Annotated in this window: 22 protein-coding genes; 14 read left to right on the top strand and 8 right to left on the bottom strand. The window is 56.8% G+C overall.

Annotated elements, in window-relative coordinates; all coding sequences use genetic code 11:
• Positions 1 to 8: 8 nt before the first annotated feature.
• From ACRTGH_RS04975 to ACRTGH_RS04960, 4 genes are all read right to left on the bottom strand, one after another.
• The gene (locus tag ACRTGH_RS04975) at positions 9 to 305 is read right to left on the bottom strand and encodes an ArsR/SmtB family transcription factor (protein ID WP_368847889.1); all 297 of its coding nucleotides are present in this window, start codon (positions 303 to 305) and stop codon (positions 9 to 11) included.
• A gap of 344 nt (positions 306 to 649) precedes the next feature.
• On the bottom strand, positions 650 to 1,453 hold the full coding sequence (locus tag ACRTGH_RS04970) for a MetQ/NlpA family ABC transporter substrate-binding protein (RefSeq protein WP_368847888.1): 804 nt from the start codon (positions 1,451 to 1,453) through the stop codon (positions 650 to 652).
• Between the two features lie 229 nt (positions 1,454 to 1,682).
• Positions 1,683 to 2,339 (bottom strand): methionine ABC transporter permease, encoded by a 657-nt coding sequence (locus ACRTGH_RS04965; protein WP_368847887.1) that lies wholly within the window; start codon positions 2,337 to 2,339, stop codon positions 1,683 to 1,685.
• Complete coding sequence (locus ACRTGH_RS04960) at positions 2,329 to 3,366, bottom strand: methionine ABC transporter ATP-binding protein (protein ID WP_368847932.1); 1,038 nt, start codon at positions 3,364 to 3,366, stop codon at positions 2,329 to 2,331. Before ACRTGH_RS04960 ends, ACRTGH_RS04965 begins: the two co-directional genes overlap by 11 nt.
• Before the next feature lie 404 nt (positions 3,367 to 3,770).
• Between ACRTGH_RS04960 and trhA the strand changes: the two genes are divergently transcribed.
• From trhA to nrdG, 7 genes are all read left to right on the top strand, one after another.
• Entirely contained in the window at positions 3,771 to 4,463 is a 693-nt protein-coding gene (gene trhA / locus ACRTGH_RS04955) for a PAQR family membrane homeostasis protein TrhA (protein WP_368847886.1), read from the top strand.
• Between the two features lie 183 nt (positions 4,464 to 4,646).
• The gene (locus ACRTGH_RS04950; protein ID WP_368847885.1) at positions 4,647 to 5,528 is read left to right on the top strand and encodes a menaquinone biosynthetic enzyme MqnA/MqnD family protein; all 882 of its coding nucleotides are present in this window, start codon (positions 4,647 to 4,649) and stop codon (positions 5,526 to 5,528) included.
• Positions 5,506 to 5,805 carry a nucleotidyltransferase family protein gene (locus tag ACRTGH_RS04945; protein WP_368847884.1) on the top strand — a complete coding sequence of 100 codons (300 nt, stop codon included), beginning with the start codon at positions 5,506 to 5,508 and terminating at the stop codon, positions 5,803 to 5,805. Before ACRTGH_RS04950 ends, ACRTGH_RS04945 begins: the two co-directional genes overlap by 23 nt.
• Before the next feature lie 77 nt (positions 5,806 to 5,882).
• A complete protein-coding gene (locus ACRTGH_RS04940) occupies positions 5,883 to 6,605 on the top strand; it encodes a hypothetical protein (protein WP_368847883.1) in 723 nt (240 codons plus the stop codon).
• A 162-nt stretch (positions 6,606 to 6,767) separates the two neighbouring features.
• Positions 6,768 to 7,823 (top strand): mechanosensitive ion channel family protein, encoded by a 1,056-nt coding sequence (locus ACRTGH_RS04935; protein WP_368847882.1) that lies wholly within the window; start codon positions 6,768 to 6,770, stop codon positions 7,821 to 7,823.
• A gap of 261 nt (positions 7,824 to 8,084) precedes the next feature.
• Positions 8,085 to 10,421: an anaerobic ribonucleoside triphosphate reductase gene (locus tag ACRTGH_RS04930; protein WP_368847881.1), complete on the top strand. Its 2,337-nt coding sequence runs from the start codon at positions 8,085 to 8,087 to the stop codon at positions 10,419 to 10,421.
• Positions 10,408 to 10,914 carry an anaerobic ribonucleoside-triphosphate reductase activating protein gene (gene nrdG, locus ACRTGH_RS04925; RefSeq protein WP_368847880.1) on the top strand — a complete coding sequence of 169 codons (507 nt, stop codon included), beginning with the start codon at positions 10,408 to 10,410 and terminating at the stop codon, positions 10,912 to 10,914. The genes ACRTGH_RS04930 and nrdG overlap by 14 nt, the downstream gene beginning before the upstream one ends.
• Before the next feature lie 21 nt (positions 10,915 to 10,935).
• Here the strand turns inward: nrdG and ACRTGH_RS04920 are convergent, their stop codons facing one another.
• Positions 10,936 to 11,178, bottom strand: coding sequence for a hypothetical protein (locus ACRTGH_RS04920; RefSeq protein ID WP_368847879.1), 243 nt, complete (start codon positions 11,176 to 11,178; stop codon positions 10,936 to 10,938).
• A gap of 120 nt (positions 11,179 to 11,298) precedes the next feature.
• Positions 11,299 to 11,457, bottom strand: coding sequence for a hypothetical protein (locus ACRTGH_RS04915; protein WP_368847878.1), 159 nt, complete (start codon positions 11,455 to 11,457; stop codon positions 11,299 to 11,301).
• Between the two features lie 132 nt (positions 11,458 to 11,589).
• Here ACRTGH_RS04915 and ACRTGH_RS04910 point away from each other — a divergent pair, with 132 nt between their 5' ends.
• The 7 genes from ACRTGH_RS04910 (at position 11,590) to ACRTGH_RS04880 (ending at position 17,484) form a co-directional block, all read left to right on the top strand.
• Positions 11,590 to 11,790: a type II toxin-antitoxin system HicA family toxin gene (locus ACRTGH_RS04910; RefSeq protein WP_368847877.1), complete on the top strand. Its 201-nt coding sequence runs from the start codon at positions 11,590 to 11,592 to the stop codon at positions 11,788 to 11,790.
• A 13-nt stretch (positions 11,791 to 11,803) separates the two neighbouring features.
• Positions 11,804 to 12,208 (top strand): type II toxin-antitoxin system HicB family antitoxin, encoded by a 405-nt coding sequence (locus ACRTGH_RS04905; RefSeq protein ID WP_368847876.1) that lies wholly within the window; start codon positions 11,804 to 11,806, stop codon positions 12,206 to 12,208.
• Between the two features lie 435 nt (positions 12,209 to 12,643).
• The gene (locus tag ACRTGH_RS04900; protein ID WP_368847875.1) at positions 12,644 to 14,056 is read left to right on the top strand and encodes an amino acid permease; all 1,413 of its coding nucleotides are present in this window, start codon (positions 12,644 to 12,646) and stop codon (positions 14,054 to 14,056) included.
• 19 nt (positions 14,057 to 14,075) lie between these two features.
• Entirely contained in the window at positions 14,076 to 14,558 is a 483-nt protein-coding gene (locus ACRTGH_RS04895; RefSeq protein ID WP_368847874.1) for a DUF805 domain-containing protein, read from the top strand.
• Positions 14,559 to 14,851: 293 nt separating this feature from the next.
• Positions 14,852 to 15,970, top strand: a complete 1,119-nt coding sequence (locus ACRTGH_RS04890) for a 5-methyltetrahydropteroyltriglutamate--homocysteine S-methyltransferase (protein WP_368847873.1) — start codon at positions 14,852 to 14,854, stop codon at positions 15,968 to 15,970.
• A 9-nt stretch (positions 15,971 to 15,979) separates the two neighbouring features.
• The gene (locus ACRTGH_RS04885) at positions 15,980 to 16,960 is read left to right on the top strand and encodes a Gfo/Idh/MocA family protein (protein WP_368847872.1); all 981 of its coding nucleotides are present in this window, start codon (positions 15,980 to 15,982) and stop codon (positions 16,958 to 16,960) included.
• A gap of 143 nt (positions 16,961 to 17,103) precedes the next feature.
• Positions 17,104 to 17,484, top strand: coding sequence for a hypothetical protein (locus tag ACRTGH_RS04880; RefSeq protein ID WP_368847871.1), 381 nt, complete (start codon positions 17,104 to 17,106; stop codon positions 17,482 to 17,484).
• An 81-nt stretch (positions 17,485 to 17,565) separates the two neighbouring features.
• Here the strand turns inward: ACRTGH_RS04880 and ACRTGH_RS04875 are convergent, their stop codons facing one another.
• Both ACRTGH_RS04875 and purB read right to left on the bottom strand, forming a co-directional pair.
• Positions 17,566 to 18,852 carry an adenylosuccinate synthase gene (locus tag ACRTGH_RS04875; RefSeq protein ID WP_368847870.1) on the bottom strand — a complete coding sequence of 429 codons (1,287 nt, stop codon included), beginning with the start codon at positions 18,850 to 18,852 and terminating at the stop codon, positions 17,566 to 17,568.
• Positions 18,853 to 18,908: 56 nt separating this feature from the next.
• Positions 18,909 to 20,201, bottom strand: coding sequence for an adenylosuccinate lyase (gene purB, locus ACRTGH_RS04870; RefSeq protein ID WP_368847869.1), 1,293 nt, complete (start codon positions 20,199 to 20,201; stop codon positions 18,909 to 18,911).
• Positions 20,202 to 20,395 lie beyond the last annotated feature (194 nt).

Raw genomic sequence — 20,395 nt, 5'->3', positions numbered from 1 at the left:
ACGTACACTTACTTCTTCTTTTGGTTCTTCTTTGCAAAAAGTCCCTGCAGCAGCCGTTCCGCTTCCGGGCTCTTGAGATGATAAAAAACTTCCAGCCCATTGCGCTCGCCCTCGATGATGCCGGCTGTGCGCAGCCTTGCGAGGTGCTGCGAGATCGTCGACTGCGGCGTCTCAAGACACTGCTGCATGTGCGCCACATTGCAGGCGCCGTTCCGCCAAAGCCCCCGCACGATGCAAAGCCGCACGGGATGCGCCAGCGCCTTCAGGATTTCTGCCGCATGTTCAAGCTCCATATCCCCTATCATATTTTCAACCCCTTGGATTGTTATATCCATATATTACGATGTAACGATTTATTTGTCAAACGACGCGAGAATATGCGGCACGGATATGACCCGCCTCGATGCGAAAGAAAGAAACGGCGCCGCATGGATTCGCTGGAATCCGCACGGCGCCATTTTCTTAGCTAAAAGGAAGTCCGTCAGATGGGCGCAGATTTTTCGTTCGATCAAGGGACAAACCGGACGCATAGCGGGGCTATGTGGAGGATTTGTCAACGCGGAGCGAGCGGAAAAGATGCGCTGAGATGGCGGACTAAAAGGAAGTCCGCTGAACTTTGCCCAGTGCTTCCTCAGACGTATTTTTCAAATCAGAAAGCAGGAACGATTGCTCCCTTGTACTTCTCGTCGATGAACTTTTTGACCTCATCGGATTTCAGCGCCTTCATCAGCGCTTCGATTTCCGGACGCTTCTCATCGCCGGCACGAACAGCAACGATGTTCACATAGGGCGAGGTGCTGTCCTCCATGAAGAGCGCGTCCTTCGTGGGAACGAGATTGGCCTGCATCGCATAGTTCGTGTTGATGACAGCGGCATCGACATCGTCAAGCGTGCGCGGCACCTGGGCAGCCTCGACTTCCTGGAATTTCAGGTTTTTCGGGTTTTCGACGATATCCTGCACCGTCGGGTTCGTGCCGGAGCCGTCCTTGAGCTTCAGGAGGCCGGCTTTTGCAAGCAGGAGAAGCGAGCGTCCGCCGTTCGTCGGGTCGTTCGGAATCGCGATGGAAGCCCCCGCAGGCAGGCCGCTCAAATCCTTGAGCTTGCGCGAGTAGATGCCCATCGGCTCGATATGAATGCCGCCGGCACTGCTGAGCTTCATTTCCTTATGCTCGGAGATGAAGTTTTCAAGATATGGCAGATGCTGGAAGAAGTTCGCATCGAGTTCCTTGTCGTTCAGGGCAACATTCGGCTGCACATAATCGGTGAACTCGACGATTTCCAGCTTGTAGCCTTCCTTTTCGAGAAGCGGTTTGATCGTCTCGAGGATTTCGGCATGCGGCACCGGCGTTGCGCCGACCTTGATGGTCTTGGAAGCGGTATCTGAGCCGCCGCAGCCCGCAAAGGCGAATACGGCGAGAGACAGCGCCGCGAGAATGACGATAAGCTTTTTCATGATTTTCCTCCTTGAATGTCTTGGCAAAAGCGGCAGATGATATTTACGCCGCCTTTTGCCTGAAATCTCCTTATTTTTTATTTGGAAGCGCGGATAAAATGAAGTCGCCCGGATTTGCACAGATGCGCTGGTTCTGTCGCGGAGACAAACCGCAGGCGCAACGGGGCTGCGTCGAGGATTTGTCGACAACGAGAGGACAGCGAAGATGTGTGAAGATGGGTGGCTGAATTTATCCTTGCTTCCTTAATCCATCCGCCAGGCGATTGCCCAGGAATTGGACGATTTGTACGAGAACGATGAGGATGACGACCGTCGCGATCATGATGTCGGGACGGAAGCGCTGGTACCCATAGCGGATGGCCAGATCGCCAAGACCGCCGCCGCCGATCGCGCCCGCCATGGCCGATTCACCGACCAGGGCGATGATGACGGTCGTCAGCTGGGCGACGATGCTCGGCATGGCTTCCGGCAAGAGCACGCGCCGGATGATCTGTAGGGGCGTCGCTCCCATGGAGAGCGCGGCTTCGACGATGCCTTCCGGCACCTCTTTCAGCGAGGTTTCGACCTGTCGCCCGATAAAGGGGATCGAGGCGAGGACGAGCGGCACCATGGCCGCCGTCGTGCCTATGGATGTGCCGACGATGAAGCGCGTGAACGGGATGATCGCGACCATCAGGATGATGAACGGGATGGAGCGAATCGCATTGACGATGCCCGCAGCCGCACGGTTCAGGGGGATGCATTCCAAAATCTGCCCCTTGCCCGTCGTGAAGAGCAGGACGCCGAGCGGGATGCCGATGGCGCTCGCGACAAGCATGGAGACGATGACCATGTAGACGGTTTCACCGAGCGCCTTCGTCAGGAGAGGAACCATATCAGCGGACATAACCGATCACCTCCTTCTTGAGGTCACGCGTGTCGAGATAGGCGAGCGCGCGGTCGATTTCGGCCTGCTCGCCCTTGATGCCGACGATCATGCGGCCATACGGCACGCTTTTGATTTGGTCGAGCGTACCGTAGAGAATCGACACCTCGATGGGAAAGCGGCGAATCACGTCGGCAATGACCGGGTCGTCCGCCCTCTCGCCGAGGAATGTCAGGCGGAGAAGAAGCTCACCGCCGGGCACCGGCTCGGGCGATATGTCCTTTTCCCGATAGTTGACGGGCAGGTCGTTCGAGAGAAGCGTGCTGATAAACTCACGCGTGACGGCCTCTTTCGGCTTCGTAAAAATATCGAGCACGTCGCCTTTTTCCGCAATCACGCCGTCCGAGATGACGGCGACCTTGTCGCAGATATCCTTGATGACCTGCATTTCATGCGTGATGACGACGACGGTCAGCCCCAGCTTCTTGTTGATGTCGTGAATGAGCTTCAGGATGGATTTCGTCGTCTGCGGATCGAGCGCGCTCGTCGCCTCATCCGAGAGAAGCACCTTCGGGTCGGAAGCGAGGGCGCGCGCGATGCCGACGCGCTGCTTCTGTCCGCCTGAGAGCTGCGCCGGATACTGCTGCGCCTTGTCGGCAAGGCCGACGAGCGAGAGAAGCGGCTCGACTTTCTTTCTTATTTTACTTTCGTCCGCATGGGAAAGGCGGAGCGGAAAAGCCACGTTGTCGTAGACGGTCGCGGAGGAAAGCAGGTTGAAATGCTGAAAGATCATGCCGATGCTCTTGCGCGCCGCACGCAGCTCCTTGTTGCCCATGGCCGTGAGCTCTTCGCCGTCGACAAAGACCTGCCCTTCCGTCGGGCGCTCCAGCATATTAATGCAGCGGATCAGCGTCGATTTTCCGGCGCCCGAAAGGCCGATGATGCCGTAGATCTCGCCGCGTCCCACCTCGAGGTCAATGCCTTTCAAGGCCGTAACTTCCCCGGCCGCGCCCGGATACGATTTTTTTATCTGACAAAGCTTGATCATGCTCATGTTTCTATCACTTCCTTTACTTGGAGAGCAGGACGGGAGATGATTTATTTCATACCAAATTTATATGGTTTGCATGTTATCATATATGCCCGCGATTGTCAAGGCATCTTCCGCCTTCTCCGCAAGGCTCGGCCATAAACGGAAGCGACGGCCTTGCCCAGAGCATACATAAGCATATTTTAAGGGATTTGGCATCGTTTGTATAGCCCTTGGAGAAGGTTCCTCAAGATAAATTAGAGAAAGGAAAAAATTGGTCGGTGATTTCTTGGATGTACGGCATCTTCCTTTGTTTTTCCATTGGAAATCGAGGGTCAGACTTTACATGACGAAGAAAAATGGGGATAATAGAGAAAGAGTTTCTTTTCTTTATAGGAAACGAACAGACAAAGGAGGCTGCTATGAAGAATACGGCAACGCTCAAAGCTCCCCTGACGCTGGAGGAGATCCTCAATGCTGCGACGCATGGCGTAGGCGCGGCTCTTGCCCTTGCGGCTCTTGTGGGCATGCTTGTCTACTATGCTGACGGCGGCATCTGGCATACGACGAGCTGCCTCGTCTACGGCATCTCGCTCGTGCTGCTCTATTTGGCATCGACGCTTTATCACAGTTTTCGCAATCTGCGCCTCAAAGCGGTATTCGAGACCATTGACCATGCGGCAATCTTTGTCCTGATCGCGGGAAACTATACGCCGTTCACGCTGATTCCGCTGCACGGCAGTCTTGGCTGGACGATTTTCGGCATCGTCTGGGGGCTGGCAGCCGTCGGCATCCTTCTCCAGATCTTTGCCGCGAGGCGCTTCCGCATTCTGCGCACGCTCTCGTATCTCGGCATGGGCTGGTTTGCCGTCGTGATGGTGAAGCCGCTTCTTTTGACCCTGCCGGAAGCCGCCGTTTGGTGGCTTGCAGCAGGCGGCCTCTGCTACACCGTCGGCGCCGTCTTCTACCTCGCGCGGCAAATGCCGTACAGCCATGTCATCTGGCATCTTTTCGTGCTGGGCGGCAGCTCCGTGCATTTTTATACGGTATTCCACTATGTTCTGCCGCTGCCGGAGCTTATGCAGCGTGTCGCCTCTGCCTGGCCGGCATTCTGACAAGACGAACCGCAAAAGTGCAGCCAGCGGCAGGGGCGGGCTGCGCTTTGCGCCCGCCTGAAGATATTATTTTCCCAAAACATCCGGAACTCTTTTGTTTTCCAGCCGATTTGCAGTATAATGGAGGGAGCAATGTCGGAACCTGCACTTTCGGGCAGGCTCCTGGAAACAAGGAGGGATTTCATGGGGGAGCCAAGGGTGGGACATATTCATTTTCTCAATGTCCTGCCTCTCACCTGGAGTTTTGCGCATGGCGCAAACCGAGGACTTCGTCTCGTGCCGGGCGTCCCGGCGGAACTGAATCGCGCGCTTGCAGCGGGAAATCTTGACGTGAGCGGCATCTCGTCCATCTTTTACGCCGAGCACGACGAGGAGCTCGTCATCCTGCCCGATCTCTGCGTGCGCACGGACGACAAGGTAACGAGCATCCTCTTCGTAACGAAGAAGCCGATCGAAGAGTTTGAAACGGAGCGCATCATTCTTACGGCGAAATCGGCGACGAGCCATTGCCTGCTGAAGATCATCCTCAGCGAAGCTTACGGCGCACGCCCCAATTACTATGTGCGCCATATCGTGCCGCAGAATCCAGTGCCCGATGATGCGGCGGGCGCCCTCTTCATCGGCGACGACGCGCTCTGGCTTTACCACCACCGCCACCCGGGCCTTCATTACTACGACCTCGGGGAGGAATGGCACAAGCTCACGGGCCTCGGCATGGTCTATTCCCTTTGGGTTGCCAACCGCACCTTCGCCAGGGAGCGCCCCCACGAGCTCCAGCTCGTCTACGAGCGCCTGCTGCGCGGCATGGAATACGGTTTTGCCAACAAATATGCGACGCTTCAATCCGTGCTCGGAGAAAAGGATTTCAGCTTCGAGGAGCTTGAGGAATACCTCGAAGTCATCTGCTGGGACCTCAAGGAAGAGCATCTGGCAGGGCTTGAGCTCTTCTACCGCATGGCGCACGCACTGAACCTCGTCAACCATATCCCGCGCCTCGAATTCGCCAAAGTAAAGCGGCTGCAGCCGCTTGGAGGGAATCTATATGAGCAGACTGCTGTCGATTGAAGAAATTCAGCGCCGCATAACGCCGATCTGCGTCAGGTATGGCGTCAAGGCTCTCTATCTTTTCGCCTCCTATGCAAGAGGTGAGGCAACGGAGAAAAGCGACATGGATTTTCGGATTGAACGTGGCGGTATTGAAGACTTGTTTACTCTGAGTGCCTTTCGGCTGGAACTGGTGGAAGTCCTTGGATGCAGTGTCGATATCGTCAGTACACTGCCGAATATAAACCGCTTTGTCGAAAACCTGAAAAGAGATGAAGTGAAACTCTATGCAGCTTAATCGCCGGAACACGGCGGTCACGAAAATACCGGAATTGTTAATGCAATGCAAACAGATCGTATTGGAGGAATCGCATCATGAAAATATCCCATCTTAAACGACTCTCCGCCATCGCGGCCTTGCTTCTCTGCCTTACGGGCACGGCTTCTGCGGCGAACAGCACAGGCTCCGGGGCAGCGCCTTCCGCCGAGGCAAAGGCAGCCTTGGACAAGGCGATCCAGGAAGAGGAGGAAAATGCCAAGAAGACACCGATTTCCGTGGAAGAGGCCCGCAAAATCGTCGCGGACAACAACCTTTACCAGGACATCGATCTCAGCGCCGAATCACCCGAGCAGCCTTTGAAGACATTGAGCGCCATATTCAGCGAGATGCTCCATGTGCCGGACGTGCAGCTCGTTCCCTTGGAGGGCCGCGAAGCAAAGTCGGAGAGCGCCATAAAGACGGCCTATCCCATCCGTTGGTTCCGCGTTGTGGAGACGCATTACGCCATCCGCCAGAGCATGGAGGACAAGCGCCAGGTGATCACGGCGCAGGTGTTCGAGGTCGTCCATAAGAAAAAGGCCACGAAGAGCGTAGCGCCCGACGCCATCTTTTTCTTCTATGACGCCGCCGGAAAGCCCCTGTCGAGCATGATCCTTTCCACCGTCCCCGAAGCCCAGAGAGATCTCTCCATCGTGGATGTCCTGAACAGCGGCTCTCTGCCGCAGCTCAAGCCAGGCAGCCGCGAGTACAAGCTGGCCGAGTTCCTTTACAAGACGGCAAAAACAGCGGACGAGACCGCAGCAAGCAGCAAGAAATAAAGCGCGGGAAATACAGTTATCCACAAGAAAACGGCTTGTTTTCCACAGTTATCCACAGTTTTTTGGGGATAAGCAAGAAAATCGCCTTCCTGACGGACCGGATACAACAAGAAAAACGGCTTGTTTATCCACAGATTCACCACAGCTAAAGGAGGGACAATTTTGTCCTTTTTCGCAAGACTTCAATCCCTGACCGTACACGAAATGACCGACCTCCTGCTCCTGCCCGCCTGCATCATGCTCGCGGCTCTGACGGCGGGGCTCTTCCTCAACAAGCTCATCAACCGCCAGATCCAAAACAGGATCAACATGGCCGATGACACCATCGGCTCGCTCTTCATCCATGCTCTGAAAGGCGTGCCTGTCTCCTGGTGCCTCGGCGTCGGCGTCTATTGGTCCATCAAGACCATCGACTTCTTCCCGACCATCGCCCAGTTCCTCTCCTATCTCCTCTTCGGCATCATCGTGTTCACGCTGACGCGCGTCGCCTCGCGCACCGTCACGGGCTTCATCGAGATGAAGACGCGCACGAGCGGGGCGGCGCTGCCGAAGACGACGCTGCTCTCCTCCATTCTTTCAGGCATCATCTACGCCATGGGCGTGCTCGTCGTCCTTCAGTATGCGGGCATCTCCGTCGCACCGATCCTCACCGCTCTCGGCGTCGGCGGCGCGGCGCTCGCCCTCGGCCTGCAGGAAACGCTGTCGAACGTCTTCTCCGGGCTGCAGCTCATCCTCTCGCGCCAGATCCGCATCGGCGACTTCGTGCGCATAGCGGAAGGAGATGAGGGCAAGGTCACCGATATCAACTTCCGTTTCGCAACGATCCAAACCTTGAGCGGCAGCACCATCATCATGCCGAACCAGAAGCTCGCCTCGGCCGTCCTCACGAACTACAACATGCCCGCGCAGGAAATCGCCATCAGCATCCCCGTCGGCGTGAGCTATGCAAGCGACCTCGACATGGTGGAGCGCGTGACGCTCGAAGTCGCAAACGAGGTCATGAATGCCTTCGATCACGGCGTCGAAAGCGATCCCGCCGTGCGCTTCCACACCTTTGGCGACTCAGCCATCGAGTTCAATGTCGTTCTGAGAACGAGCAGCTTCGTCAACCAGTTCCTCTTGAAGCATGAGTTCATCAAGGCCTTGACACGACGCTACCGCGAGGAGGGCATCGACATCCCGTTCCCTGTGCGCACGATTGTCCAGGCGAAAGAGTAGGCACGAAGCGCACCGGGATTCCGCCGCACCAAGCGCCGCTCCCGCCCCGAAAAATCTGTGCATAACTTTTCCCATGCCCGAAACTGCAAGAAAAGCGCCCTTTTCCCCTGTGGATAAAGGGCGCTTTTCTTGTGGATAAAACACAATATCTAGTTTTTAATCTTGACTGCATAAGCTACATCTTGTATAATCAACCGTGCAAACGGGAAGCCGCCGAGAGCCGCTTCCCCACCAAATACCATATAGGAAGGAACCCGAGCCATGACGATCAAGAATATCCAGAAACGCACGGGACAAATCGTACCCTTTGACGCGGAAAAAATCACCGACGCCATTCGCAAGGCGAATCTCGAATCCATCGACGAGACGTTTTCCAAAAGCCAGCTTGAAAAGCTGACGAAGAGCGTCGTGCGCCGCATCGAGGACGAGGAGCTGCCGACCGTCGAATTCATCCAGGACACCGTGGAAAAGGTGCTGATCAAAAACAACTTCGCCTCGACGGCCAAGGCCTACATCCTCTACCGCGCGGAACACGCGAAGATTCGCGAGGCGGAAGGCGACCTCATGGACATCTACAACGAGCTGACCTTCAAGCGCGCCAAAGATGCCGACATCAAGCGCGAAAACGCGAACATCGACGCCGATACGGCGATGGGCACGATGCTCAAGTACGGCTCGGAAGGCTCGAAATACTTCATCGACCACCACATCCTGCCCAAGGATATCGCCGCTGCACATATCGACGGCGACATCCACATCCACGACAAGGATTTCTATATGCTGACGGAAACCTGCTGCCAGATCGACCTCCTGAAGCTCTTCAAGGACGGCTTCTCGACCGGGCACGGCTACCTCCGCGAGCCGAACGACATCCGCTCCTATGCGGCGCTCGGCTGCATTGCCATCCAGGCGAACCAGAACGAGATGCACGGCGGCCAGGCCGTACCGAACTTCGACTATGCCATGGCTCCGGGCGTCCGCAAGACCTTCCGCAAACAGTACTTCAAGGAGCTGGCGAACTTCTTCTCCATCACTCTCGGCATGAAGGCCGAGGATGCAAAACTCCTCGCCAAGGAAGTGCGCCGTGCGCTCCAGCCTTTGAGCATCACGATCGGCAATGCCGACGTCTACCGTGACGCGCTCATCGACTTCTTGCCTGCCCACCAGAGGGAGCTGGGCTTCGAGCCGATATCGGAAAAACTCACGGCGCGCGCCCACGCCTATGCCTACCGGGCAGCCTTCGACGCGACGGACAGCGCGACCTTCCAGGCAATGGAAGCCTTGGTGCACAACCTCAATACGATGAACTCGCGTGCAGGCGCACAAGTGCCCTTCAGCTCCATCAACTACGGCACGGACACCTCGCCTGAGGGACGCATGGTCATGAAAAATCTCCTGCTGGCGACGCAGGAAGGGCTCGGCAACGGCGAAACGCCGATCTTCCCCGTGCAGATTTTCAAAGTCAAGGAAGGCGTGAACTACAACGAAGGCGATCCGAATTACGACCTCTTCCGCCTCGCCATAGAAACGTCCGCCAAACGTCTCTTCCCGAATTTCAGCTTCCTCGACGCTCCCTTCAACTTCCAGTACTACAAAGAGGGAGACTACAACACCGAGGTCGCCTACATGGGCTGCCGCACGCGCGTCATGGGCAATGTCTTCGACCCCGAACGCGAAGTCACCTGCGGCCGCGGCAACCTCTCGTTTACGAGCATCAACCTGCCGCGTCTTGCGCTTCTCGCCAAGGGCGACCTCGATGTATTCTACCGTGAGCTGGACAGCCTCACGGAGCTTGTCATCCGCCAGCTCCTGCACCGCTTCAAGATTCAGTGCGCCAAGAAGGGACGCAACTATCCGTTCCTCATGGGACAGCGCGTCTGGATCGACTCCGAGAAAATCGGCCCCGACGATGAAATCGCCGAAGTTTTGAAGCACGGAACCCTTTCCATGGGCTTCATCGGCCTCGCCGAATGCCTCAAATCGCTCATCGGCAAGCACCATGGCGAATCCGAAGAGGCGCAGACGCTCGGTCTCGCCATCGTCAGCCATATGCGCCGCCGCATGGATGAGGAATCCGAGCGCACGGGACTGAACTTCACCCTGCTCGCGACGCCCGCCGAAGGCCTTTCCGGGCGCTTCGTCCGCCTTGACCGCCAACGCTTCGGCGAAATCAAAGGCGTGACGGACCGCGACTACTATACCAACAGCTTCCACGTTCCCGTCTACTGCCCGATCGCAGCAGCGAAGAAAATCCGCCTCGAAGCGCCCTACCATGCGCTGACGAATGCAGGACACATCAGCTATGTCGAAATGGACGGCGACCCGTCGAAAAACATCCCCGCCTTTGAATCCATCATCCGCTACATGCACGATGCAGGCATCGGCTACGGCTCGGTCAACCATCCCGTAGACCGCGATCCCGTCTGCGGCTACAACGGCATCATCGACAACATCTGCCCGCGCTGCGGCCGCAAGGAAGGCAATCGCCCCTTTGAGCGCATCCGCCGCATCACAGGCTACCTCGTCGGCACGATCGACCGCTGGAACAACGCGAAGCGCGCCGAAGAACACGACAGGGTCAAGCATGATGTCCATTAAACTCGCAGGCAAAGCCGCAGATTCCATCGTCGACGGCGCGGGCATGCGCTACACCCTCTTCGCCCAGGGCTGCCCGCACCACTGCCTTGGCTGCCAGAATCCCGCAACGCACGATTTCGAGGGCGGCGTAAACGTCGAGGCGGAAACCATCCTGGCAGAAATCCTCGAAAATCCGCTGCTCAGAGGCATCACCCTCTCCGGCGGCGAACCCTTCTGCCAGGCCGCGCCGCTTGCCGCACTCGCCCGCGAAGTGCACGCGCATGGCCTTGATGTCTGGGTCTATACGGGATATACGCTCGAAACGCTTGAAAACATGCACGATGAGGGCATTGCAGCGCTCCTCGGTGAAACCGACGTCCTCGTCGACGGCGACTACCGCGAAGGCGAACGCGACCTCACGCTCCCCTTCCGCGGCAGCCGCAACCAAAGGCTCATCGACATGAAAAAAACACGCGAGAAACACGCGCTCGTCCTCTGGGAAGAAGCCCGCTAAAACCACCTTGACATCCACCCATCATTTTGCTATATTCTTCTTAATAAAAGGTGTCGATTTTTCTCCCCCTGGTTTGGCGTCAGGACCTGCAGAGAAGTCGGCGCCTTTTTCTGTTGCCTCCACGGTTGTCAAATCTTCCTCATAGTACTTGGACGATTTTATATCCTTGACATCCACCCACCACTTTGCTATACTATTTTTAACAAAGGGGTGTCGATTTCTCTCCCCCTGATTTGGGATCAGGATTTGCAGAGAAGTCGGCATCTTTTTTTATTTCCTCCGAAATCTGCAATGCCACACGCTCTTCAAATGCGCACCGTGGGCCACTGTGCCTCCGTCAAAGTCGTCGTCTTGCCGTCCGGCGCTTCATCCAATCCAAGTTTTTTATGCACATATAGGACATCCCCGAGCATCATACGCTTTTGAAACTACATCAAGCGAAAGCCTTGCAAATCCAAGGCTTGTTGCATGAATGGCCGGTTTGGCAGTATAATAAGTGGGGAGGTCTATAGCGGGCTGTTGTTTATCGATGATTTCGATCAAATCCCATCTCCCGTTTCAAAACAGCATACACAAACCTCATCGGCGCATATAGGGCTTTCTGTCATCGTACCAGACTTATCGAAACCATGTACACATACATGCCATGTGCAATATAGTGAAGGAGGAAAACCCATGCCGAGAAAAGTGCGAGATCTCTTGCGCATCATCAAAGCGGACGGCTGGAAACTCGTCGCGCAAAAAGGCTCGCATCGTCAATTCAAGCATCCGACGAAGCCCGGACGTGTCACGATCTCCGGACATCGCGAAAGCGACGATGTTTCCCTCGACATGGAGAAATCCATATTGACACAAGCAGGACTGCTTGACCGTTAAGGAGGTCTATACGATGACGCATCTTCCCGATCACTATACATATCCCGCCATTCTGCAAAAGACAAACGGGCATTACGGCGTATACTTTCCCGATCTGCCCGGCTGCATTGCAACGGGCGCGACCGCCGACGAGGCCGCCGCTGCTGCAAAGGAAGGGCTCTCCCTGCACCTCTGGGGCATGGAGCAGGACGGCACAGACATCCCCCATCCCAGTGCGCTCGACACTCTTCGGACAAGAGAAGGCGACACCCTCTGCCTGCTTGATGCGAATATGTTCGCCATACGCGCCGAGATGAACAACCGCCCCGTGAAGAAAACCATCACCATCCCTTGGTATCTCAACGAACTTGCCGAAAAAGAACGTCTCAACTTCTCACAGATCCTACAGGCCGCCCTGCGCGATCGGCTTTCCGTTTGACTTGCACACGAACAGGCAAATATGCCATACTATGGCAGCTAAAATGTGATAGTGAAACCGTTCCAGCATGCGAAAAGCCCCCAAAGCGCATGGACTGCTCCCTGTTAAGCGGACAAGAAAATAAGCCTCTGTCGTAGAATTACGCTGATTTATGCGGTTTTGCTCCATATTTCGTATGGAGTAAGACCGCTTTTCATTTGTAGACAAATGGTACGCAAGCGACACGTAAAAATGCAGCAATCCTTGCAAATCCAAGGCTTGTTGCATGAATGGCCGGTTTGGCAGTATAATAAGCAGCATGACGGGAGCCGCTGGGAGACGATGAAAATTCGTGGCTCCGGGGCGTCCATGCTTCATACGGCGGAAAATCGCTGTTTGTCGGGGAACGCCGCTGTTTATCCATCCCAAATTTTTTCGCAAAGGAAACAATGACTTATGGATCTCTTTCGCAAGAAAAGCATCGACGAACTGCAGGCGGCTGCCGCAGCTTCCGGAATGCTGAAAAACCTCACCGCTCTCGATCTCCTCATGCTCGGCATCGGCGCCGTCATCGGCACGGGCATCTTCGTCCTCACGGGCGTCGCCGCTGCCAAATATGCAGGGCCTGCCGTACCGCTCTCCTTCATCCTCTCGGGTCTCACCTGCGCGCTCGCGGGCCTTGCCTATGCCGAATTCGCCTCCATCGTGCCGGCATCGGGCAGCGCCTATACCTACACCTATGCTTCTTTAGGCGAATTCATCGCCTTCATCGTGGGCTGGAACCTCATCCTGGAGTATACCGTCACTTCGAGCGCCGTCGCCGTCGGCTGGTCGGGCTATGTCGTCGGCCTCTTCGCCTCGGCGGGGCTTCAGATGCCGCATGAGTTCGTCGTCGCCCCGGCCGACGGCGGCCTCTTCAACCTGCCTGCCGTCCTCATCACGCTCTTTCTCTCATTTCTCCTCGTGCGCGGTACGAAGGAGAGCGTCAAGCTCAACCGCATCCTCGTCTTCGTCAAGCTCGGCGCCATCTTCCTCTTCCTCGCGCTCGCTGCGCCGCATGTCGACGCGACGAATTGGGAGCCATTCCTGCCCTTCGGCTACAGCGGCATCGTCTCCGGCGCCGCCATCGTCTTCTTCGCCTATATCGGCTTCGATGCCGTTGCCACAACGGCGGAGGAGTGCCGCAATGCGGCGCGCGATCTGCCCATCGGCATCATCGGCTCGCTCTTCATCTGCACGCTCCTCTATGCCGTCGTCGCCGCCGTCCTCACCGGCATCGTGCCCTACGGTATGCTCGACACGGCGGAACCCGTCGCTTTTGCGCTGCGCCACATCGGCTACAATGTCGGCTCCGCCATCGTCGCCGTCGGCGCCATCTGCGGCATCACGACCGTGCTCCTCGTCATCCTCTACGGCCAGTCGCGCATCTTCTTCGCCATGAGCCGCGACGGCATGGTGCCTGCCAACGTCTGCAAGATCCACCGCCGCTTTCATACGCCGTACCGCGTGACAATCCTCGGCGCCATTTTCGTTTCTGTAATCGCAGGCTTCTTCCCCATCGGCATGATTGCCGAAATGGCGAACATCGGCACCCTCTCCGCCTTCCTCATCGCTTCGATCGGCGTCATGGTGCTCCGAAAAACAGAGCCGGGATTGAAGCGCAACTTCAAATGCCCCGCCGTCTGGATCATAGCCCCGCTCGCCGTCCTTTCCTGCGGCTACCTCATGGCGAATCTGCCGCTTGCCACCTGGCACCGCTTCGGCTTTTGGCTCCTCTTCGGCCTCTGCGTCTACTTCGGCTACAGCCGCGCCCACAGCGTCATCGGCCGCCGCGCCGCAGAAGAGGCGGCAAAAGAGGCGAAACGATAAGCGCCGGAGGAGGCTTCCTATGGATAAAATTCTGCGCTTCCTTTTCTCCTGCCGGGGAAATATATCGCGCCACGATTATCTCTTTGCTTGGGGGGCTCTTGTCACTCTGGAAATTTTTGTTTTCCATATCGGAGCCATCCTGTTCTTGATCGCCAATTTCATGGCTCCGCCCGAGTTTTCCACAGACACGCCGTCCCGCGGCGTACTCCTTCTCCTGCTGCCGCTCTATATCTCCCAGACGTCCCTCGCTGCGCGCCGCCTGCACGCCCTGGGACACTGCGGCCTCTGGGCGCTCCTTGGGCCGCTCTCTTCCCTTCTCTATTTCTTGGCAGGCAATGCTTTTATCGACGACGTATCCGCGCACTGGTCCGAATACACGCCCCCGGGGCAGGATTCTCTCGGCCTCGGAGCCGGCCTCATGTGCCTGCTCGGCCTCACGCCATGGATCGGCCAATTCCTCTTCCTGCTCATCGGTTTGCCGGAAGAAAAGCACACCTCTTGACGCCCCATCCCATCCAACGGTATTTCTTTGCTGTCCAGTATGCCGCTCGGCTATCATTTGTGATAAAATAAAGGAAGCACTGATAAAATGAAGTCTGTCCGATGGGTGCAGATTTTTCGTTCGATCAAGGAGACAACCCGGACGCATAGTGGGGCTATGCGGAGGAGTTGCCGACGCGGAACGAGCGGAAAAGATGCGCCGAGATGGCGGGCTGAATTTATCAGCGCTTCCTAAAAGAAAGAAGCCTGCAGCAAAGAAGATGCAGGCAAAGGCATTGGCAAGGAGGAAATTCCATGGCAAATACAGAGAATCGACCGCCTTTTCGCTATGATATCGTGGGGAGCTTTCTGCGCCCTGCGGCGCTGAAGGAGAAGCGCGAAGCGTTCGCATCCGGCAAGATCACGGCACAGGAGCTCGAAGAGGCGGAAGATGCAGCGATCCGCGAACTCGTGGCAAAGGAGAAAGAAGTCGGCCTCAAGGCCGTGACGGACGGCGAGTTCCGCCGCCGCTATTGGCATCTCGACTTCCTCGCCGCCCTGGAGGGCATCGAGGAAATCGGGGCGGAGCATTGGTCCGTAGCCTTCAAGGGCGCCCAGCCGAAGGCTGCGACCGTGAAGATCAGCGGCAAGGTGGACTTCGGCAGCCATCCGTTTTTGGCGCATTTCCGCTATCTGCAGTCGCTTGCAGGCGACGCACTCGCGAAGATGACGATCCCCTCGCCGAGCATGCTGCACCTCATCTGCTGCGTGCGCGCGACGGACTATGCGCCGATCGAGCGCTACCAGGACGAGGCGGTTCTTTTCGAGGACATCGCACTCGCCTATCAAAAGGCCGTGCGCGCTTTCTACGAAGCGGGCTGCCGCTACCTCCAGCTCGACGATACATCGTGGGGCGAATTCTGCGATCCGGAAAAGCGCAAAGCCTACGAGGCGCGCGGCTTCGATCTGGAAAAAATCGAGCGCGCCTATGTGGCGATGATCAACCGCACGCTCGAAGCAAAGCCCGCGGATATGACGATCACCATGCATATTTGCCGCGGCAATTTCCGCTCGACATGGTTCTCCTCGGGCGGCTATGAGCCTGTCGCAGAAATCCTTTTCGGCGGCTGCCATATCGACGGCTTCTTCCTCGAATACGACTCCGACCGTGCCGGCGGTTTTGAGCCGCTGCAGCACATCCGAGAGCAGCGCGTCGTGCTCGGCCTCGTAACGTCCAAAACGGCAGAGCTGGAGGACGAGGACGCCGTCAAGAGGCGCATCGAAGAGGCGGCAAAATATGTGCCGCTGGAGCAGCTTTGCCTCAGCCCGCAGTGCGGCTTTTCCTCAACGGAAGAGGGCAATATCCTGACCGAGGAAGATCAGTGGGAGAAGCTGCGCCTCATCCGCAAGATTGCCGAATCGGTCTGGCAGTAAGGGACTTCCATGGAAAAAATGCGTTTTTCCTGGGCGACACTCGGCTGCGGCGCGATTGCCTGCGAAATGGCGGAGGCCATGGCGCGGCTTGGCGGCGGCTTTCACGGCGCTGCGGCAAGAAACAGCGAACGGGTGCGCGCCTTTGCCGCAAAGTACGGCATCGAAAAGGTCTACGAAAAACCGGAGCAGCTTTTCCGCGATCCCGACGTCGATATCGTCTATATCTCGACGCCGCACAACACCCACGCGCCCTATATACTCCGGGCGCTTGAAGCCGGCAGACATGTGCTCGCGGAAAAATCCATCACTCTGAACAGCGACGAGCTTTCCCTCGCCGCCTCTCTTGCCGCAAAAAAGCAGCTTGTGCTTGCCGAAGCCATGACGCTTTACCACATGCCGCTTTTCAAAAAGCTGGCCGAACGCGTCCGCTCAGGCGCACTCGGCGCCCTGCGCCTCGCCCAGCTGAACTTCGGCAGCTATAAGCCCTACGACGAAAAGAGCCGCTTTTTCAACAAGAATCTGGCGGGCGGGGCGCTCCTCGACATCGGCATCTATGCGCTTTCCTGCGCGCGTTGGTTCATGAGCGCAAAGCCGGAAGAACTGCTTTCCACCGTGCGGTTTGCACCGACAGGCGTCGATGAACAGTCGTCCATCCTGCTGAAAAACCGCGCGGAAGAGATGGCGGCTGTCACGCTTTCCCTTCATGCCAAACAGCCGAAGCGCGCTACGATCGTCTTTGACAAAGGCTATATGGAAATCTTCGACTACCCGCGCGCCGACAAGGCCGCCGTCGTTTGGACAGCGGACGGCCGACGCGAGGAAATCACGGCAGGCTCTGCCGGCGATGCGCTCTGCTATGAAGTCCTCGACATGGAAGCCGCCGCTGCCGGCGAGACGGACGCCATGCACCTGGACTATACCTCCGACGTCATGGAAATCATGACGCGGCTGCGCAAGTCTTGGGGGCTGAAATATCCGGAAGAGGCATAAAAGAAAAATTTTAGGAAAATACTGCCTCTCTCGTTTCTTTGCCTGCAAAAACCTTTCTTTTTCCGGAAAAAATCTCGATAATATGGGTGAAGATTTCCTGCCCGAAAGAATCTAAGGCTGTATGCGTTTAGGAGGGGAGCATCATGAAAAAAATCTGTTTGCTGGCAGTTTTCGCTGTGGTTTTGCTTTTCCCTGCAGCTGGGGCATTGGCTGCGCCCGGGAACGGGGCGGCGGACATGCCGGGGAAGATGAGCCAACAGGCTATTGATGCACGTTTGAAGATGATGGAGGGCGCTTGGTTCGACGGGAACAACCGTCTCGTCCTGGAGATTTACGGCAGGAAGATCAACGACTGGGAAGTCCTCGACTACGAGGATTTGGCAAACGGTCCCTCGATGGGTACGACCATCTTCTGGGTCATGGACAACGACAAGGTGCGCGGCATACAGATGGACTGGCGCCTTGCGGGAGAAACGAGCGATTACCTCTTCATCGACGGCACGACGGCTCTGCACCGCAGATAAACGCCAAAAAGAAGGCTGTTCCTAAGCCAAATGCTTTAGGAACAGCCTTCTTTCTTATATTTCTGCCGCTGCAGAAAATTCTCAGAAGATATTCTTGTCGCAGACAATCGTCTGGTCGCGATTCGGACCGACCGAAACGATGCCGATGGGCACGCCCGTGACCTCAGAGAGGCGCTCGAGGTACTTCCTGGCGTTTTCCGGCAGTTTTTCATATTCGCGGCAGCCCGTGATGTCCTCTTTCCAGCCCTTGAAAGTCTCATAGACAGGCTCGACCCTTGCCAGGATGTTGAGGCTTGCAGGAACCTCGTTCAGCGGCTTGCCGTCAAGCTTATAGCCCGTGCACATCTGGATTTCCTCGAAGCCGTCGAGGATGTCGAGGCGCGTGATGGCCATGCAGTCGAGGCCGGAAATCTGTCCCGCATAGCGCACGATGCAGGCGTCGAGCCAGCCGGTGCGGCGCGGACGTCCCGTGACCGTGCCGAACTCATGTCCGGCTTCGCGGATCTTATCGCCAATCTCGTTGAGCTGCTCCGTCGGGAAAGGCCCCTCGCCGACGCGCGTGCAGTAGGCCTTGACCACGCCGATGACCTTGTCGATCTGCTTCGGCGCTACGCCCGTACCGACGCCGACGCCGCCCGAAACGGGGTGCGAAGCCGTGACATAGGGATAGGTGCCGTAGTCGATATCGAGCATCGTGGCCTGCGCTCCCTCGAAAAGCACCTTCTTGCCCGCAGCGATCTCCTCGTTCAAAAGGGCGATGGTGTCTACGACATGCGGCCGCAGGATACCGGCATAGGCCTCGTATTCCTCAAGGATATGCTCGTAGGAAAGCGGCTCATGTCCGTACAGCTTCACAAGCTCATTGTTCTTGATCGCCAGATTTTCCTTGAGACGTTTTCTGAACTCTTCCGGCTCGATGAGGTCGCACATGCGAATGCCAATGCGGTTCATCTTGTCCATGTAGCAAGGCCCGATGCCGCGCTTTGTCGTGCCGATCTTGCCCGCACCGCGCGCTTCCTCCGCCAGCCCATCCATCAGGCGATGGTACGGCATGACGACGTGCGCCCGGTTTGAGATGCGGATGCCGGATGTATCGATGCCTCTCTTTTCAATGGCATTCATTTCCTCGAGCGCAACCTCGGGGTCGAAAACGACGCCGTTGCCGACGACATTCGTCTTGCCATGGTAGAGGATGCCCGACGGCAGAAGGCGCAGCTTGAATTCCTCGCCTTTGACCGTGACGGTATGGCCGGCATTGCTGCCCCCCTGGTAGCGCACGACAGTATCGGCTTTTTCGGCGAGATAGTCAACGATCTTCCCCTTGCCCTCGTCGCCCCATTGCGTGCCCGTGACTACTACTGCTGACATAGCGATCTACTCCTTCTCTTTTGCAAACAAGTTGCATCCCATAATGCCTGTTTGTATTACAGCCCAAAGCGCTCGAAAATCTTGTCGATATGGCGCAGGAAGAATTGGTAATCGAAACAGGCGTCGATTTCTTCTTTCGTAAGGTACTTCAGGATATCTGCGTCTTTTTCCACATTCGTACGGAAATCCTCGCCCTCCATCCAACGCTTCATGGCGTTGCGCTGCACCCATTTATAAGCGTCCTCACGCAGCACGCCCTTATCGACGATGGCAAGCATGAGGCGCTGGCTGTAAATGAGGCCGCCGGTCTTTTCCATGTTGGCCAGCATTGCCTCGGGATAAACGAGCAGCTTGTCGATGATATTCGTGAACTTCTTCGTGCAGTAGTCCACATTGATCGTGCTGTCCGGCAGAATGACGCGCTCGACCGACGAATGGGAGATGTCGCGCTCATGCCAGAGTGTAATGTCCTCCATGGCCGCGACGGCATTGCCGCGCACGAGACGCGCCATGCCCGAAATGCGCTCGCAGGTGATGGGATTGCGCTTATGCGGCATGGCGGAGGAGCCTTTCTGTCCCGGAGCGAAATATTCCTCCGCCTCGCGGATATCCGTGCGCTGCAGGTTCCTGACCTCCGTCGCGAACTTCTCCAGGGAGCTTGCGACAATGGCGAGCGTCGTCATGTATTCGGCATGGCGGTCGCGCTGGATGACCTGCGTCGCCAGACGAACCGGCGTAAGGCCGAGCTTTTGGCAGGTGATCTCCTCAATGCGCGGATCGATATTGGAATAGGTGCCGACAGCGCCCGAAAGCTTGCCGACGGCAACGATTTTCTTCGCGTGCTCGACGCGCTCGATGTCGCGCTCAACCTCAGCACTCCAAAGAAGAAGCTTCAGGCCGAACGTCATCGGCTCGGCATGGATGCCATGCGTCCTGCCGATGCACGGCGTATGCTTGAACTCCACCGCGCGGCGGCGCAGCACCTCGAGCAGCTTCCGGAGATCGTCGAGGATGAGATCCGCCGAACGCTTCATCATCAGTCCGAGCGCCGTATCCTTGACATCGCTCGATGTAAGCCCTTTGTGGATGTATTTCGAGTCCTCGCCCACATATTCCGCAACATTCGTAAGGAACGCGATGATATCATGGTTCGTGACCTTCTCGATCTCCTTGACGCGTGCCAAATCAAAAGTTGCCTTTTCACGAATGTTCGCCGCAGCCTCCTTGGGGATCTCCCCCAACTCCGCCATGGCATCGCAGGCCGCAAGTTCCACATCGAGTATTGTTTCAAACTCATGCTGCAAGGTCCAGATATTGCCCATCTCGGGATTCGTGTAGCGTTCTATCATGGATGCGATTCCTCCTGTCATCATCAGCGGAAAGCCCCACGCCGTCCGCTGTTTTGCCTCATTTATCATAGCATTGATATAAGGCGGCTGTCAATGGAAGAGGAACGCCGGCCGGACGTTGGATGCACGGCCATGAAACACGACGCCTCCAGTCTCCTGCAGAGTTTTCGCAGGCAGCCTCCGAAAGACAAATC

The sequence above is a fragment of the Selenomonas oralis genome (genome assembly GCF_051603425.1).
Lineage (GTDB): Bacteria > Bacillota > Negativicutes > Selenomonadales > Selenomonadaceae > Selenomonas > Selenomonas sputigena_A.
The sequence above is the reverse complement of the archived record's forward strand: the minus strand, read 5'-3'. Positions and strand labels throughout refer to the sequence as shown.

What these genes read in the sequence shown, in the direction of transcription:
- ACRTGH_RS04945 (WP_368847884.1), top strand. Translation starts at nt 5,506, where the DNA reads ATGAGCAGACTGCTGTCGATTGAAGAAATTCAGCGCCGCATAACGCCG.
- ACRTGH_RS04880 (WP_368847871.1), top strand. Translation starts at nt 17,104, where the DNA reads ATGAAAAAAATCTGTTTGCTGGCAGTTTTCGCTGTGGTTTTGCTTTTC.
- ACRTGH_RS04890 (WP_368847873.1), top strand. Translation starts at nt 14,852, where the DNA reads ATGGCAAATACAGAGAATCGACCGCCTTTTCGCTATGATATCGTGGGG.
- ACRTGH_RS04975 (WP_368847889.1), bottom strand. Translation starts at nt 305, where the DNA reads ATGATAGGGGATATGGAGCTTGAACATGCGGCAGAAATCCTGAAGGCG.
- ACRTGH_RS04970 (WP_368847888.1), bottom strand. Translation starts at nt 1,453, where the DNA reads ATGAAAAAGCTTATCGTCATTCTCGCGGCGCTGTCTCTCGCCGTATTC.
- ACRTGH_RS04920 (WP_368847879.1), bottom strand. Translation starts at nt 11,178, where the DNA reads ATGCCGACTTCTCTGCAAATCCTGATCCCAAATCAGGGGGAGAGAAAT.
- ACRTGH_RS04910 (WP_368847877.1), top strand. Translation starts at nt 11,590, where the DNA reads ATGCCGAGAAAAGTGCGAGATCTCTTGCGCATCATCAAAGCGGACGGC.
- ACRTGH_RS04905 (WP_368847876.1), top strand. Translation starts at nt 11,804, where the DNA reads ATGACGCATCTTCCCGATCACTATACATATCCCGCCATTCTGCAAAAG.
- ACRTGH_RS04930 (WP_368847881.1), top strand. Translation starts at nt 8,085, where the DNA reads ATGACGATCAAGAATATCCAGAAACGCACGGGACAAATCGTACCCTTT.
- ACRTGH_RS04940 (WP_368847883.1), top strand. Translation starts at nt 5,883, where the DNA reads ATGAAAATATCCCATCTTAAACGACTCTCCGCCATCGCGGCCTTGCTT.
- ACRTGH_RS04895 (WP_368847874.1), top strand. Translation starts at nt 14,076, where the DNA reads ATGGATAAAATTCTGCGCTTCCTTTTCTCCTGCCGGGGAAATATATCG.
- trhA (WP_368847886.1), top strand. Translation starts at nt 3,771, where the DNA reads ATGAAGAATACGGCAACGCTCAAAGCTCCCCTGACGCTGGAGGAGATC.
- ACRTGH_RS04885 (WP_368847872.1), top strand. Translation starts at nt 15,980, where the DNA reads ATGGAAAAAATGCGTTTTTCCTGGGCGACACTCGGCTGCGGCGCGATT.
- nrdG (WP_368847880.1), top strand. Translation starts at nt 10,408, where the DNA reads ATGATGTCCATTAAACTCGCAGGCAAAGCCGCAGATTCCATCGTCGAC.
- ACRTGH_RS04965 (WP_368847887.1), bottom strand. Translation starts at nt 2,339, where the DNA reads ATGTCCGCTGATATGGTTCCTCTCCTGACGAAGGCGCTCGGTGAAACC.
- purB (WP_368847869.1), bottom strand. Translation starts at nt 20,201, where the DNA reads ATGATAGAACGCTACACGAATCCCGAGATGGGCAATATCTGGACCTTG.
- ACRTGH_RS04950 (WP_368847885.1), top strand. Translation starts at nt 4,647, where the DNA reads ATGGGGGAGCCAAGGGTGGGACATATTCATTTTCTCAATGTCCTGCCT.
- ACRTGH_RS04960 (WP_368847932.1), bottom strand. Translation starts at nt 3,366, where the DNA reads ATGATCAAGCTTTGTCAGATAAAAAAATCGTATCCGGGCGCGGCCGGG.
- ACRTGH_RS04875 (WP_368847870.1), bottom strand. Translation starts at nt 18,852, where the DNA reads ATGTCAGCAGTAGTAGTCACGGGCACGCAATGGGGCGACGAGGGCAAG.
- ACRTGH_RS04900 (WP_368847875.1), top strand. Translation starts at nt 12,644, where the DNA reads ATGGATCTCTTTCGCAAGAAAAGCATCGACGAACTGCAGGCGGCTGCC.